Annotated in this window: 13 protein-coding genes; 8 read left to right on the forward strand and 5 right to left on the reverse strand. The window is 34.0% G+C overall.

The genetic code is table 11. The features are described 5' to 3' along the window. Window positions 1–37 precede the first annotated feature (37 nt). The 4 genes from AC3IS6_RS05415 to AC3IS6_RS05430 are packed head-to-tail and all read left to right on the forward strand — an operon-like array spanning window position 38 to window position 4,533. Complete coding sequence (locus AC3IS6_RS05415) at window positions 38–1,054, forward strand: sugar phosphate nucleotidyltransferase (protein ID WP_489164003.1); 1,017 nt, start codon at window positions 38–40, stop codon at window positions 1,052–1,054. 49 nt (window positions 1,055–1,103) lie between these two features. Beyond that, entirely contained in the window at window positions 1,104–2,456 is a 1,353-nt protein-coding gene (locus AC3IS6_RS05420; RefSeq protein ID WP_489164004.1) for a tetratricopeptide repeat protein, read from the forward strand. Between the two features lie 14 nt (window positions 2,457–2,470). Next, entirely contained in the window at window positions 2,471–3,256 is a 786-nt protein-coding gene (gene lolB1, locus AC3IS6_RS05425) for a lipoprotein insertase outer membrane protein LolB1 (RefSeq protein WP_489164005.1), read from the forward strand. Window positions 3,257–3,279: 23 nt separating this feature from the next. Further along, entirely contained in the window at window positions 3,280–4,533 is a 1,254-nt protein-coding gene (locus AC3IS6_RS05430; RefSeq protein ID WP_173968116.1) for a murein hydrolase activator EnvC family protein, read from the forward strand. 133 nt (window positions 4,534–4,666) lie between these two features. Here the strand turns inward: AC3IS6_RS05430 and AC3IS6_RS05435 are convergent, their stop codons facing one another. Further along, window positions 4,667–5,086 carry a CBS domain-containing protein gene (locus AC3IS6_RS05435; protein WP_263362316.1) on the reverse strand — a complete coding sequence of 140 codons (420 nt, stop codon included), beginning with the start codon at window positions 5,084–5,086 and terminating at the stop codon, window positions 4,667–4,669. Between the two features lie 230 nt (window positions 5,087–5,316). Between AC3IS6_RS05435 and rbfA the strand changes: the two genes are divergently transcribed. The 4 genes from rbfA (at window position 5,317) to AC3IS6_RS05455 (ending at window position 9,168) form a co-directional block, all read left to right on the forward strand. Next, window positions 5,317–5,709 carry a 30S ribosome-binding factor RbfA gene (gene rbfA, locus AC3IS6_RS05440; RefSeq protein WP_264525857.1) on the forward strand — a complete coding sequence of 131 codons (393 nt, stop codon included), beginning with the start codon at window positions 5,317–5,319 and terminating at the stop codon, window positions 5,707–5,709. Between the two features lies 1 nt (window position 5,710). Next, a complete protein-coding gene (locus AC3IS6_RS05445; protein ID WP_489164006.1) occupies window positions 5,711–6,910 on the forward strand; it encodes an ABC transporter permease in 1,200 nt (399 codons plus the stop codon). 169 nt (window positions 6,911–7,079) lie between these two features. After that, the gene (locus AC3IS6_RS05450; protein WP_489164007.1) at window positions 7,080–8,507 is read left to right on the forward strand and encodes an MATE family efflux transporter; all 1,428 of its coding nucleotides are present in this window, start codon (window positions 7,080–7,082) and stop codon (window positions 8,505–8,507) included. A gap of 58 nt (window positions 8,508–8,565) precedes the next feature. Then, window positions 8,566–9,168 carry an N-acetylmuramoyl-L-alanine amidase family protein gene (locus AC3IS6_RS05455; RefSeq protein WP_489164008.1) on the forward strand — a complete coding sequence of 201 codons (603 nt, stop codon included), beginning with the start codon at window positions 8,566–8,568 and terminating at the stop codon, window positions 9,166–9,168. Window positions 9,169–9,272: 104 nt separating this feature from the next. Here AC3IS6_RS05455 and AC3IS6_RS05460 read toward each other — a convergent pair whose 3' ends face one another. From AC3IS6_RS05460 to AC3IS6_RS05475, 4 genes are all read right to left on the reverse strand, one after another. Continuing rightward, complete coding sequence (locus AC3IS6_RS05460; protein ID WP_489164009.1) at window positions 9,273–9,908, reverse strand: ATP-binding cassette domain-containing protein; 636 nt, start codon at window positions 9,906–9,908, stop codon at window positions 9,273–9,275. A gap of 1,171 nt (window positions 9,909–11,079) precedes the next feature. After that, entirely contained in the window at window positions 11,080–12,072 is a 993-nt protein-coding gene (dusB, locus tag AC3IS6_RS05465) for a tRNA dihydrouridine synthase DusB (protein ID WP_264525861.1), read from the reverse strand. A 151-nt stretch (window positions 12,073–12,223) separates the two neighbouring features. Beyond that, window positions 12,224–13,519 (reverse strand): flexirubin biosynthesis putative acyl-CoA ligase FlxY, encoded by a 1,296-nt coding sequence (flxY, locus tag AC3IS6_RS05470; protein WP_489164010.1) that lies wholly within the window; start codon window positions 13,517–13,519, stop codon window positions 12,224–12,226. Continuing rightward, a complete protein-coding gene (locus AC3IS6_RS05475; protein WP_489164011.1) occupies window positions 13,516–15,183 on the reverse strand; it encodes a C45 family autoproteolytic acyltransferase/hydrolase in 1,668 nt (555 codons plus the stop codon). The genes flxY and AC3IS6_RS05475 overlap by 4 nt, the downstream gene beginning before the upstream one ends. Window positions 15,184–15,189: the final 6 nt, after the last annotated feature.

The following is a 15,189-nucleotide window of genomic DNA, read 5'->3' on the forward strand; positions in this document are numbered from 1 at the left end:
TTTAATTTTTTCAATTTTTTAATCTTTCAATAAAAAAATGAAAATAATCGTTCCAATGGCGGGTCGTGGATCAAGACTTAGACCACATACTTTAACAGTTCCAAAACCATTAATTCCTGTTGCAGGTAAATCTATCGTGCACCGATTGGTGGAAGACATTGCTAAAATATTAAAAGAGCCTATCGAAGAGGTTGCTTTTATTTTAGGAGACCCTGCTTTTTTTGGAGATGATCTTGTAGCAAGTTTAGAAGAACTGGCAGGAAGTTTAGGCGCTAAAGCTTCAATCTACCGTCAGGATTTACCTTTAGGAACTGGACACGCGATTATGTGTGCCAAAGAATCATTATCAGGTCCGGCAGTAATTGCTTACGCAGATACTTTGATAAGAGCTGACTTTGAATTAGATCCTGCTGCAGATGCGGTTATTTGGGTAAAACAAGTAGACCAGCCGGAAGCATTTGGTGTAGTAAAATTAAATGCCAATAATGAAATTACAGAATTAGTAGAAAAACCAAAAGAATTCGTTAGTGATTTAGCGGTTATTGGAATCTACTATTTTAAAGAAGTGGGTGATTTGAAAAAAGAACTTCAGGGAGTTTTGGATAATAACATCCAAAATGGTGGAGAATATCAGATCAACGATGGAATCAAAGCAATGATGGCAAACGGTAAAGTTTTTAAAACCGGTAGTGTTGATGAATGGATGGATTGCGGAAATAAAGATGTTACCGTTGAAACCAATTCAAGAATGTTAGGGTTTTTGCACAATGACGGTGAACATTTAGTTGATTATGATGTGAAACTGGAAAATTCTACCATCATTCCACCGTGTTACATTGGCGAAAATGTAGTGTTGAAAAATGCAACAGTTGGTCCAAATGTATCTATTGGTAAAGGCTGCCACGTTGTAGACAGTTCAATCAGCAATAGTTTGGTACAAACTTATTCTCAAATAAAAAATGCTCATCTTGACAATGCAATGATTGGTAACCATGTTGTTTATGATGGTAAGTTTACCAGCGTAAGTATTGGAGATTATTCGGTTTTAGAATAGAGTATGAGTTGGAATAGATTCGTTTTTGTTTAAAAAATAAATTTTAAAAATGATACAAAAAGGAGTTATCGCAATTTTATTTTTCGTTTTGCTTGGCAACCCAATTTCGATTATGGCTCAGACAGAACCGGAAGATATTGCTATGGCAACCGACGAGTATCAGGATGCTTTTTATGAATCATTAAAACAAAAAGGAATCGAAAATTATGATAAAGCGATTACCTCATTACAGAAATGTATTAAGTTAAAACCTAATGATGCGGTCGCCTATTTTGAACTCGGGAAAAACTATCTGTCTTTAAAAGATTATCGAAGTGCACAGGATTCATTTGAAAAAGCAACTCAGCTGGATCCAAAAAATAAATGGTATTGGTTGGGAATCTATGACGTAAGTTATGAAACCAAAAATTATCCTTTAGCGATTGAAACGATTCAGAGAATTATTGCTTTTGATGAAGAGTACAAAGACGATCTGATCTCGTTGTATATGATTACCAATCAATTTGATAAAGCATTGGTGGCGATCAATGAAATGAATGATAAGTTTGGAAAATCAGAAGATCGTGACCGATACAAAATGCAGATTTTATCTCAGGGGAAATATCAAAATGCAGAAATTGATAACTTAATTGATCAGATAAAACAACATCCCAAAGAGGAATCAAATTATGTAAATCTGATTTTTTTATATTCAAAAGCAGAAGAAACAGATAAGGCGTTGAATGTTGCGAAACAGCTGGCTAAGGAAATTCCAACGTCAGAATGGGCGCAGGTAAGTTTGTTTAAAGTTTACTTAGATGCGAACCAGGCTGACAAGGCTATTAAAGCTATGAATGTAATTTTGGCAAGTTCAAAAATTGATTTTAAAATAAAACACCGTACGTTAAATGAGTTTTTGATCTACGCAAACAAGAACCCGCAATATGCGCCGGAATTAGAGAAAGCGATTTCTTATTTTGATAATGATTCGAATGTTGATGTGGCGAAAGAAATTGGAAAATTTTATCACAGCAAAGGTCAGTTTGAAAATGCGATTAAATATTACCTAAAAGATTTAAAAGCGAATTCAGATACTGATCGTGAAACTAATTTGCTTTTACTTGAAGCATATACGCAGACCAAACAGTTTGAGCCGATGACCAAACGGGCAATGAATATGATTGAGGTTTATCCAAGTCAGCCGCAATTTTACTATTATGCTGGTTTAGGAAATAATCAGTTAAAGCAATTTAAAAATGCAAAAACCGTTTTAGAAATGGGGCTTGATTATGTGGTAGAGGACAAAACACTTGAAGCAAATTTTAATATTCAGTTAGGAGAGGCTTACAATGGTTTAGGAGATGCTAAGAAAAAAGAGGAATACTTTTTGAAGGCAAATGAATTATTAAAGAAAAAAAAGTAAAAGAATAGATGCAGATGAAAAAGTATATAGCGATAGCATTATTGTCGATCTTTATGATTTCTTGTAAATCAAAGGCGGTTGCAGTGCAGAACAATAATAGCGAAGTAAAAGAAGTTACTCCAAAAGAAGAAAAAAAAGTAATAGAGAATCATTATAACAATAAGTTAGATTTTTCAACGCTGTACATAAAAGCCGGAGCGCGATACGTTGACGAGAAACAAAGTCAAAACGTTACGGCTGAGATTAAAATTGAAAAAGACAAACAAATTCTAGTAAGTGTTCGTTTTCTGGGGATTACCATGGCAAAAGCTTTGATTACCCCAACAGCAGTAAGCTATTATGAGAAAATAAACAGCACCTATTACGAAGGCGATTTTACAAGTTTAAGCAAATGGCTGGGGACAGAACTGGATTACAGTAAAGTTCAGAATTTATTAGTTGGTGAAGCCTTAGATGATTTGAGAAAAGGAAAATATGCACAGACCATTGTAGACAACCTTTTTCGCTTAGAGGATGAAAAAGATTCTAAATTGAAAAAGACATTCTATTTGGATGCTGAAAAATACCTGTTGCAAAAAGAAGAAATTTCACAGCCTGAAGAAAACAGAATGTTACAGATTTCTTATTCTGATAGTAAAGTTTTCAATCAGGGAACACTACCAACAAGTGTTGAAATCAGTGCGATTCAGCCAAAAGGAAAAACAAATATTAGTTTGAATTACAATACTATTTCATTTAACGAAGAACTTTCTTTCCCTTACAGTGTGCCAAGCGGTTATAAGAAAGTTATAATTAAGTAAATTTGCAAAAAGAAAATATAAACATGCCAAAATTTCTCCTAAGCCTAATTTTTATATGTGCCACTACTTTTATGTGGGCGCAAGATTCGCAACAAGAAAAACTGGAACAGCGTAAAGCTCAAATTCAACAGGAAATTAGAGATAATGAAAAAATGTTGCAGTCGGTAAAGAAAAAAGAAAAATCGGCAGTAAATGTTTTTTTAATTCAGGCGAATAAAATAAAATTGAAAGAGAAGCTGATTAATACTACGGCTAAGCAGGAAAAACTTTTGAGTAATGATATGTATATTAATCAGGTTAAGGTTAATAAACTCAAAAAAGAACTTGAAGTGTTAAAAGCGGACTACTCTAAAATGATACTTAAATCATACAAAAGCCGATCGGAGCAAAGTAGAGCCATGTTTATTTTATCTTCAGAGAGTTTTCTACAAGCTTATAAAAGAGCACAATATTTAAAACAATATACCAATTTCAGAAAAAATCAGGGATTGGAAATTCAATCGAAAACAGCACAACTGGAAGATTATAATGCGAGACTGAATGGTCAGCGCATTGTAAAGAAGAAAATTATTGCTGAAAATGAAAAAGAAAAACAAAGCTTAGAAACAGAAAAGAAAGAGCAGCAAAAATTAGTTAATTCGATTAAAAAGGACAAAAACAAAATTATTGCTGATACCAGAAGTAAACAGCAGGAAGCTAAAAGAATTGACAGACAAATTGATCGTTTGATTCGTGAGGCAATTGCCGAAGCCAACAGAAAAGCGGCTCTGGAAAGAGCAAAAGAAAACCCGGGTTCGACAGCGTCTAAAACTCCAGTTTCATCGTCTAAAATTGCATTGACTCCGGAAGGAAAAATTTTGGCGGCCGATTTTAAAGCAAACAGAGGAAAATTACCTTGGCCGGTAGAAAAAGGATTTATTTCACTGGGATATGGTGATCAGCCGCATCCCCTTTATCCATCATTAACGGTACACAATTCAGGAGTTGAGATTACTACAGAACAAGGAGCCAGTGCCCGTGCTGTATTCGAAGGAGTCGTATCGAGTGTAATTGTTTTATCTCCAATCAATAGAGCTGTTATGATTCAGCATGGAGATTACTTTACGGTTTATCAAAATCTTAGTCAGGTTTTTGTAGAGAAAGGCGATAAAGTAAATGTAAAACAAAGCATTGGAAAAGTAAGAACCAGTGGAGATACCGGAAAAACAATCATTAAGTTCTTAATTCTTCAAAATACATCCAATAATAATCCGGAAGGATGGCTGCAAAACAGATAATAGTAATCGCTTGCCGGTTTTAAATGTAACGGTTAAAAGGTTCGGAAAACTATAGAATAATAAAGTTGATTCAGACTTTAAAAAAATCCTTTTCACCAGAAGTACAATGGTGAAAAGGATTTTTTATGTGAAGTTAATCGTATTGTTCAAGTAAATATTTCATAACATCTGTTGTAGTTACAATTCCCGTAAGCTTTCCATTATCTACAACGGGCAGTGCATGAAATTCTTCGACAACAAAAATTTGAGCCAAATCCCGAATACAGAGATCTGATGAAACTGTTTTCGGTTTTGAAGTCATAATCTGAGGAATAGTAAGCATGTCTAAAATAGCTTCGTCTGCTTCTTCCTGTCCTTCGAAGAGTGCGCCAAAAGTTAAACGGTTAATATCCGTGCGGCTTATAATACCAATTACTTCTTTGCCTCTCAAAATTGGAATATGGCGGACAGTATGCTGTTTTATAAGTTCAACTATTTTTCTAAGTCCGTCATTTTCATTTGCAGTAATGACGCTTTTAGTCATAATATGACTGATAGGTTCTCTCTTTTTCATAATATAAAGTGTTGTTGTATTTTTATTAAAATTGTAAAATAATTCAGATAAAACAAATGACCTTTATCATGTTTTAAAATGACTTGAAATATTGAAGGAGAGAGAATATTTGTTGAATTTTCTTTAGAAGAAGAGCCGTTTTTGAAAGAAAGTGAACCGGAATAGAAAAATCATCCTATTGTTCATTTGAAATTGTATCGATTGAAATTTAAAAATAGTATTTTTGCAGTATGGAAACAAACAGACAGAAAAAAATAGGCGGTGTCATCCAAAAAGATTTGGTTGATATTTTGCAAGGTGAAGTGCGAAAAAACGGAATCACTAATTTAGTAATTTCAGTATCCAAAGTTAGTGTTACTTCAGATTTATCTGTGGCGACAGTTTATTTAAGCATTTTTCCTCAGGATAAAGCCAAAGAAACTTTAGAAGGTATAAAGTCAAATACAACTTTAATCAAGCATGATTTATCACAACGTGTGCGTTTGCAATTGCGTCGTGTACCAAATCTGGTATTTTTTATTGATGACTCTTTAGATTACATCGAAAAGATTGATAATGCGTTATCAAATCGTGAAAACCCAATTGAAAATCGTGATCTTTTAGAAAAAAGAAGAAAATCATAAATTGAATTTCCCTCTTTACATAGCCAAACGTTATATTTTTAGCAGAAGTAAAAACAATGCTATCAATATCATCAATCGTATTGCCAGCATGGGAATTATTGTTGGAACGATGGCTTTGTTTGTGGTTTTGTCCGTTTTTAGCGGACTAAAAGTTTTCAGTCTTTCGTTTACAAACGAAATAGATCCTGATTTAAAAATAAGCAGTACCTATGGGAAATCATTTTTGATAACACCGGATCAGGAAGCTCAGCTTAAAAATATTGAGGGCATTGCGTCGTACAGTAAGATAATTGAAGAGCGAGTTTTGTTTTTGTTTAAAGACAAACAGCTAGTAACTTATCTAAAAGGTGTTGACAAAAATTATGTCGTTGTTAACGACATCAGGAAAAAACTTTTTAATGGAGAATGGTTGAAACCAGATACTTATCAGGTGGTTATTGGTTATGGAATTGCCCGTGATTTTTCGTTAGGAATTCTTGATTTCGAAAATCCTTTGCAAATATTTGCGCCTAAACCAGGAAAAGGAGCAATTGAAAATCCGGAAGAAGCATTTAATAAAACAGACGTTTTACCGGTCGCAATTTATTCCATAAGCGAAGATTTAGATTCAAAATATGTTTTTGCTGATTTAAGTCTGGCCCAGGAATTACTGATGTACAAATCAAATCAAGTTTCGGGAATAGAATTCAATCTGAAAGAAAATGCCAATGAAAGCGCAATCAGATCTCAGCTTGAAAAGATATTCAAAAATAAAATAACGATAAGAAACAGAGCACAGCTAAACGAGTCTTTGTACAAGATGCTCAATACCGAAAATATTGTGGTTTACCTGATTTTTACACTGGTGATCATCGTGGCTCTTTTTAATTTAGTTGGAGCTTTAATCATGATGATTTTAGAGAAGAAAGCGAATTTAAAAACACTTTATAATCTGGGAACAGAAATTAACAGTTTGCGAAAAATATTCCTGCTTCAGGGAACGTTATTGAGTGTTTTTGGAGGTGTAATTGGTCTTGTTCTGGGAATTATTTTGGTCCTGCTTCAACAGGAATACAACCTGATTATGCTGACACCCACTTTGGCATATCCGGTAGTTTTTACTTTAGATAATGTACTTATTGTTATGGGAACCATTGTATCATTTGGTTTTGTAGCTTCTTTAATTGCGAGCAGCCGGGTAAGTAAAAAGCTTTTAGATTAGTATTTCTACCAGGAAAATATTACTTATATTTATCGTCTTAAAAATTTACAGCATATGATTGTTTCTGCCTAGTCCTATTTTATTTTTGGAATAATTAGGATACTTACGTTTATTTTTTGAGTTCAGATTACTACATCTGAACAAATTTTATCATTTATCTTAATATATCATGACAGAAGCTACTATACAGAAAAATCTATTTTCTAAAATTTATACTACTTTAAAACAAGCACTCACAGGAGACGAGTCTTTTGACTATACAGCAGGAAGCATAAAAAAAGCAGTCATTCTATTAGCCATTCCGATGGTTTTGGAAATGATGATGGAATCTGTTTTTGCGCTGGTTGACCTATATTTTGTCGGACATTTGGAGCATAGTAGTTTTGCCATCCAAACGGTTGGATTAACCGAGTCGGTTTTGACAATTGTATATTCTATTGACATTGGGTTAAGTATGGCAGCAACCGCTGTTGTGGCAAGGCGAATTGGGGAAAAAGATCCTGTTGCCGCTGCAAAAGCAGGTATGCAGGCGTTATTTATTGCATTTGTGCTGAGTATTTTTCTGAGCATTTTCGGAATTATCTATGCAAAAGATATTCTTCTTCTAATGGGAGCATCTGCAGATGCAGCTGAACATGGTTTTAGGTACACTCAAATTATGATTGGTTCCAGTTTAAGTATTACCTTTTTATTCCTAATTAATGGAATTTTTCGTGGTGCGGGAAATGCGGCCATTGCAATGAAAAGTCTTTGGATTGCCAATATTTGTAATATTATTTTATGCCCGATACTAATTAATGGCTTCGCAGCAATTCCTGCGTTTGGCTTAGTTGGTGCCGCAATTGCTACAACAACAGGAAGAAGTCTTGGAGTTGTGTATCAAATTTATCATTTGTTTTATGGGAATGGAGTCTTAAAAATTAAAGGTTCTTATTTAATTCCCGATTTCACACAAATAAAAGCTTTAGTTAAAATTGCAGCTCCGGGAGTATTACAATTTGTTATAGCTTCCTGCAGTTGGATTTTTCTGGCGCAGTTGGTGGCTACCACGGGAGGCGATCACGGATCGGCAGGTTATCAGACAGCTCTTAGAATAATGATGTTTTTTATTCTTCCGGCCTGGGGACTAAGTAATGCCGCCGCAACTTTGGTGGGGCAAAATCTGGGAGCCAAACGAGTCGATCGTGCGGAAAAATCAGTATTTACCACAGCAAAATATAATGTAGTTTTTATGGCAACGATTATGATCGTTACATTATGTTTTGGGGAGTATATTATCTCGTTTTTTACGAATGATGAATTGGTTAAAAGCGTTGCGGTCGAAGCATTGCAAATCATGAGTATCGGATTTGTCTTCTACGGAATAGGGATGGTTTTGACCAATACCTTTAATGGGGCAGGAGATACATGGACACCAACAGGAATTAATTTCTTTGGGTTTTGGTTGTTCCAGATTCCGTTAGCCTATGCATTAGCCAAACATTTTAATATGGGGCCAAAAGGTGTTTTTATAGCAATTCCGGTTGCCGAAACGGCCATTACGCTAGCGGCAATTTTCTTTTATAAAAGAGGGAAATGGAAACGTATTCAGGTTTAGTTTGTATAATATTTCTTAAAAAAAAACGTTAAAATACCGGTAACCAATAACTAACATTATGAGAAATCAAATTAAGGTTTTAACCTTTTTAGGAATTTTAGGATTAGGTATTATTTTTGCTTTTAAACCTGTTGGCAAAAAGATTATCGTAATTGATGCCGGTCATGGAGGAAATGATTTTGGAGCAACCTTAAATGATGTTCAGGAGAAGAGTATTGTAGAGAAAATTGCGAGAAAAATTAAAGCTCAGAATAACAATGAGAACCTGGAGATTGTTTTATTGCGCGAAGGAGATCATGACATGGAATTAAAAGAAAGAGTTTCAATGATCAACAACATAAATCCAAGTTTAGTGATTTCACTGCACCTCGCTTCTTCACCAAATTTTAGTAAGAATGGGATAGAAGCCTACATTTCTTCAAATGCAAAATTTCACGATCAATCTAAAGCATACGCGGAAAATTTACTTGAAAAAGTAGCCGCTAATTACTTTTCAGAAGGAATAGTTAAAGAAGCTCCTTTTTATATTTTGAAAAATGTGAATTGCCCGTCAGTTAGTTTAGATTTGGGATACTTGTCAAATGTAAATGACAGAAATTATATGACTACTGAAAAAGGGCAAGCCGAAATTGCAGATAAAATATTAGAAGCAGTAAAGTAAAACAGTTTTTATTAAATAGAGAAAGATCTTCAAATTTGAAGGTCTTTCTTTTTATCCGGATCTTTGTTAAAGTTTCAGTCTCCTCAATATCTATTGTTTTGGATCTATTTAAAAAGTAAGGTTTCTTCAATTTTTTCAAATTGATTTTTTTCAAATTCTTCAATCTTCATGTTTTTTACCAAAAAGATTTTACGACAATCTTTGTAAAGAATTTCTAAAATATGTGACGAAATAAAAACGATGCTTGTTTTAGAAAGCTGTCTAATATAATTCATAAGTAAAAAATTAGATTCCAGATCAAGCCCGTTAAACGGTTCGTCCAGTATATAGAAACTATATTCTTTTTGAAAAACTGCATTTAAATACACTTTTTTCTTCATTCCGGTAGAGAACTCTTTTATAAGTTGATTTTCAGAAACTTCAAATAATGGCTTATTAGCTACTTCTTTTATATCTAACAAATGAGTATAAAAGTTATAAAACTCTTTAGCAGTGAGTTCGTCATATATAGGAGGTTCCGTCGGAACCCAACCCGTATTTTGTAAAAGAACACTATTATTGTTAATAGAACAATTCCCGTTATATTTAGTTAAACCCAAGATGCATTTAAAAAATGTAGTTTTCCCATGACCATTTTTACCAATAATGCCATAAATTCCATTTTCCTTAATGCAGATATTAATATTTTCTAATATAGTTTTGTCGGAATACTTTTTTTTGGAAATATTAATTTCTAGCATATTTTTAGTTTATTAATGTTTTTAATTGCTTTTCTATACAGGAAAGGAATTAATAGTAAAGGAAGACCGTAGAGTAAAATAGTTAAAGTAATAAAAGCAGTAAATACAATTTGATGGAGATAATCATTACTAAAGTAATTATATTTTAATACAATATTTACTAGTGGTACAATAAAAATAATAGGAACAAATAGCAACTTATCCCATTGTAAAAAACAACAAACAATTACAATAACGGGACATATTATATAAAAGGTATTAATAAGTGAATTTTTAAATTGATAAAGTAAATATCTTTCAGAATCAAAAGGATTTCGCTTTATTTCTTCTGTCCTTTCCCGTTCAAAAGAAGAAACAGAGGAGATTACGATCAGAATAAGAAACACAAAAAAAATAAGATTTTCATTATTGTATTTTATCGATATAAAAGTTAAAGCAATGGATAATGGAATGGTATAAATAAGTTTAAATTTTCTAAAAGTAACATGCCAGAATATATTAAAGGTATGAAATGGATATGAAATTACCTTTAGATTTATCTTTGGCAGGTTTATTAAAAAGATCTGGAACAATAGAATACCCATAATAAACGCGAGCTCTTTTTTAAAGAGTAAAACTAAATAAAAAGGAAAGAAGCAAATTAAATATTCTATAAAAAGTATTGTTTTGTAGTTTTTTTTAAGTCTTAAAAGCTCGATATCAGATCTCTGGATATGATATATTACAATTTCAAGAAAAGGAATAAAAATATATTTATTTAAGGAATTATAGTTCTTATAAAATAAAAATGCAACGGCAAAGTGAAATAATATTATTAAACAAATAGCTAAGTTATCATCTTTAGAAACTAATTTTCTAAAACGGACAAGGAACAAATAATGTAAGATTGTTTTCAATTTCTGAGATGTATATTGTATTTAACTCAACTAAACCATGGTTTTCAAAATTAACTAATTCTTACGCCATAATCCTCAATTTTAAAAGGTTATTAAAAACAGCAACAAAATCATTTTCGCGAAAATTTCTTTTTATAAAGATTCTATTTTATAGTTTTTTCGGACATCATATTTTTAAGATTATCAATTACAAAAATGACTATAAAAAAGAAAGACCTTCAATTTTGAAGGTCTTTCTTTTTTATCTGGATCTTTGTGAGAAATTAATTTATTATTTAAACGAACTCATACCCGGCATAAACCTGTTCGATTTCTTTCATAATGGCGAAAAGATTTTCAGGTTCATCTGTGGTAACCAGTTTTTGTTTGTATTCTTTAAACGAATGGATTCCTTTGAAATAATTGGTGTAATGACGGCGCATTTCTACAATTCCTAAACGTTCCCCTTTCCATTCCATTGACCACATTAAATGGTTTCTGGCGGCTTCAACGCGATCAATAACGGTTGGAGCAGGTAAGTGCTCACCGGTATTAAAATAGTGCTTTATTTCGTTAAAAATCCACGGATAACCAATCGCGGCACGGCCAATCATGATTCCGTCGATACCATATTCATTTTTATATTTTAAGGCTTTTTCAGGACTGTCGATGTCTCCATTTCCAAAAATAGGCATGGTGATTCTCGGGTTGTTTTTTACACGTGCAATGTGCGACCAATCGGCGTGGCCTTTGTACATCTGTGCACGGGTTCTGGCGTGAATTGTTAAAGCCTGAACACCTATATCCTGAAGTCTTTCGGCAACTTCATCAATGTTGATGGAGCTTTCATCCCAACCCAAACGTGTTTTTACAGTCACAGGTAAATCAGTACTTCTGATAACCGCTTTTGTTAAACGTACCATCAAATCTACATCTTTCAAAACTCCAGCTCCGGCACCTTTACAAACTACTTTTTTTACCGGACATCCAAAGTTAATATCAACCAAATCAGGTTTAACAGTAGAAACAATTTTAGACGAAAGTGCCATTGCCTCTTCATCACCCCCAAAAATCTGAATTCCAACCGGACGTTCGTAATCAAAAATATCCAGCTTCATTCGACTTTTGATAGCATCACGAATTAATCCTTCCGACGAAATAAATTCAGAATACATTAAGTCAGCGCCATGCGTTTTGCACAATCTGCGAAACGGCGGATCGCTCACATCTTCCATCGGTGCGAGTAATAAAGGAAATTCGGGTAATTCTATGTTGCCAATCTTGACCATCTTCAATATTTTTTGCAAAATTACAACATTTAGTTCAATTTAAAAGACTCTAAGTCTCTAAGATGCTAAGGTTCTGAGTTTTCATTCTTATTTAATAGTAAAAGAAAAACTTAGAACCTTAGAATCTCAGTACCTCAGTACCTTAGCAACTTTAAACAGTAACTCTGTAATCAAAAAAACGAATAGGTTTTCGGCTCATCGGATTAAAAACTAAGGGATTCAAAGCTTCTTTTGCAGCGAATTCAATCTTTGGTGTTACTCTTAATTTGGCTCTGAAGTGATCTTTTATTTCCTGTAAAAATTCCGGACTTTGATTTTTTACAGCTATTTTTATCAGGATTTCATCGGTTCCTAAATCGTTGGTAGAGATTTCGATAATATGGTTCTCGATATTATCAAAACCACTCAAAACATCATTCATCGCTGGCGGGTAAAGTGTTGTGCCCTTGTATTTGATCATTTGTTTTTTGCGGCCCACTACAGGACCAACACGCAACGTATTTCTTCCGCAGGCACAAGGGCCGTTGTGGAGTTGTACAATGTCTCCGGTTTTGAAACGCAGTAAAGGCATGGCTTCAATACCTAAGGTGGTAAAAGTCAATTCGCCAATTTCACCTTCTTTTACAGGAATATTATTTTCATCTAAGACTTCAACAATGATCAGTTCGGGATGGTGATGACCACCAACGCCGTGTTCACATTCGGTAAAAGCAGTACTCATTTCTGTGGAAGCATAAGTCGAGAACAACTTAATATTCCACTTTTCAGTGATTTTGTTAGACAAAGTATTCATGGAAAAATCCTGATTTCGTAAAGATTCTCCAATACAAATTGCTCCTTTTATGCTGGAGTTGTTGTAGTCAATACCATGTGCTTCGGCATATTCAATTAATTTTAGTAAGAAGGAAGGAACAGTAATCAGGTAAGACGGTTTGTATTTTAAAATAGAATCCCATTGCAGTTCCGGAATTCCGGCACCAACCCGAATGACACCTACTTTTAGTTTTCGCAATCCCAGAAAATAAGCCAGACCAGCCATAAACTTTCGGTCAATTGTAGTCATAAGCTGTACGACATCACCTTCGGCAATTCCGGCACAGGCAAACGAAATGGCTTCGTTATAAGCCAGACGATCGAGATCAGAATCGGTTAAACCAAAAGTAACAGGGTCGCCTAAAGTTCCGGAAGTAGAGGCATAATCAATAATTTGATGCTGCGGTACACATAAAAAATCATCGTTGTATTCTTGTAAATCCTCTTTTGTCGTTACGGGTAAATGCTGTAAATCTTCAAGTGTTTTAATCTTCGAGAGATCAATATTTTGTCCGGCAAAAAGACGTTTGTAAAAAGGAGAATTTTGACTGATATAGTGTAATAGTTCCGCTAATTTTTGCTCTTGAAAAATTTTAATTTCTTCTAAAGAATTTCTTTCTATTAATGGAATCATTGTAATTTTCTTTTGATTTTTTTTAAATATTTTTCAATCGCTGTTTTGTCAGGAACAGTTGTAATTTCTTTGGTTAAAGCTTTTTCAAAATTGGACTGAGAAAGCCTGTACTCTTTTTTTTGATAAAAGTACAACCCTGCTTTGTAATACACAACCCAATAATCAGGGTTTAGCGATTGGTAATTGCGGATAAACTCGGGGTTTATCGTTTCTTTGTTTTTCAGATACAAGTCGATCTTGTGCTCTTCGGTTCTAAATTTCCTGTAATTTTTATAGGAAATGGTTTCTAAAAAAGGATCTTTCGGAATGTCTAAATTTATTTGCTGAAATGAAACAATTGAGTCTGTTTTTCTTTCTTTAAAAACGGTATCCAGATTATAGCAGACAAATTCGCCCAATTGATAAGGATTTGCCGATACCCAAACCTGTTTTGTTGCAGGTTTAAAGATAACACCGTGATGGGCCATCAACTGGTTTAATGCTTTTTCATTTCCATATCCCAGACTAATGTTGTTTATACCTTTTTTATTGCGCAGTATATCGGATGCAATTTTGGGATTGATTTTAGGGTTTTCAGAAAAAAGCTCCTTCATTTTTTCGAGACGATATGCGGAATGACTATTGGCAATCTGGAATTGGTTGTGTTTCTCGTTTTTTAAGTCCTCTCCCTGAAAATGATTGGAGCAGAGCAATTGATCACTGTTTGGAACGTCGTAAACGTCCATTTTTTTGGGTGTGACTTCAATTAAAACGGCTCTGTTATCCTCGGCACTTCCCACCATTATGGATTCTGATACAAAAACGGCTCTTTTTTTGGCAATGATAATTGCTTCGTTTATATTTTTGGCATGCTGTAATATTTCGCGGGTAAGAATCGAAATGGGTGTTTTGGCAATGAGCGGAATTTTAGATTTTCCGGCATTAATGGTAACGGTTAATCCTTTTTCATTCATTCCGGAAACAGCACCAATCATTCCGGGCCAGGTAATCATCATAAATTTGTGGCCTTCTTTTGGATTGATAAACGCTACGATTTTGTTTTCTGCGAAAGCATCATTGACATAAAAATCAAAGTTGCGTCCCAGGATTAAGTTTCCGTCTTCCGACTTCTCTCCCCAGGCAGCAAAAGAGGAACAGCCTACCAAAGCCAGATCCTGCAACGCATGACCAATATCGTGTGCGGCATGCAGGTATAAACTGCGTTGGTACTGCGGTGCTATATTATCAAAATTACGTGAGGTATATTGTGAAACGCCAAAAATCTCGGTTTGATATTCGTCAGGGACATTTAAATATAGTTTTCGATTGTACCATTTGAGAAAATGGCGAAGGAGTTTTTGCTGAAATTTTGAAGGAACAATATCCTGTATTTTAGAGAAAAAAATATGCTCCTGCTTTTTTAAAAGAGAATCTGACAAAGCACCGGTATTGAGTCCTATTTCCAGAGGATCACCTTCGGCATACAATTCCCAGAGGCCTTGTTTGTTTTTTAAAAGTGAATTTTTTCCGGAAACAAAAACGCTGTCAGATATTTTGTTTACGTTAGGTTTTGTTGCATTATAATGAGTAAGATCAGGTTGGTGACGCATGGATTTTGATGTTCCGCAAGATGCTAACATCGTTAAAAAACCGATAATGAAAAAGAGTATAATTCGGTTTTTCATAGCTTT

Source organism: Flavobacterium sp. KH_035, from assembly GCF_057839565.1.

Bases quoted from the DNA above. Each gene is read 5' to 3' on its own strand.
- AC3IS6_RS05415 (WP_489164003.1), top strand. From the start codon at position 38: ATGAAAATAATCGTTCCAATGGCGGGTCGTGGATCAAGACTTAGACCA.
- AC3IS6_RS05420 (WP_489164004.1), top strand. From the start codon at position 1,104: ATGATACAAAAAGGAGTTATCGCAATTTTATTTTTCGTTTTGCTTGGC.
- lolB1 (WP_489164005.1), top strand. From the start codon at position 2,471: ATGAAAAAGTATATAGCGATAGCATTATTGTCGATCTTTATGATTTCT.
- AC3IS6_RS05430 (WP_173968116.1), top strand. From the start codon at position 3,280: ATGCCAAAATTTCTCCTAAGCCTAATTTTTATATGTGCCACTACTTTT.
- AC3IS6_RS05435 (WP_263362316.1), bottom strand. From the start codon at position 5,086: ATGAAAAAGAGAGAACCTATCAGTCATATTATGACTAAAAGCGTCATT.
- rbfA (WP_264525857.1), top strand. From the start codon at position 5,317: ATGGAAACAAACAGACAGAAAAAAATAGGCGGTGTCATCCAAAAAGAT.
- AC3IS6_RS05450 (WP_489164007.1), top strand. From the start codon at position 7,080: ATGACAGAAGCTACTATACAGAAAAATCTATTTTCTAAAATTTATACT.
- AC3IS6_RS05455 (WP_489164008.1), top strand. From the start codon at position 8,566: ATGAGAAATCAAATTAAGGTTTTAACCTTTTTAGGAATTTTAGGATTA.
- AC3IS6_RS05460 (WP_489164009.1), bottom strand. From the start codon at position 9,908: ATGCTAGAAATTAATATTTCCAAAAAAAAGTATTCCGACAAAACTATA.
- dusB (WP_264525861.1), bottom strand. From the start codon at position 12,072: ATGGTCAAGATTGGCAACATAGAATTACCCGAATTTCCTTTATTACTC.
- flxY (WP_489164010.1), bottom strand. From the start codon at position 13,519: ATGATTCCATTAATAGAAAGAAATTCTTTAGAAGAAATTAAAATTTTT.
- AC3IS6_RS05475 (WP_489164011.1), bottom strand. From the start codon at position 15,183: ATGAAAAACCGAATTATACTCTTTTTCATTATCGGTTTTTTAACGATG.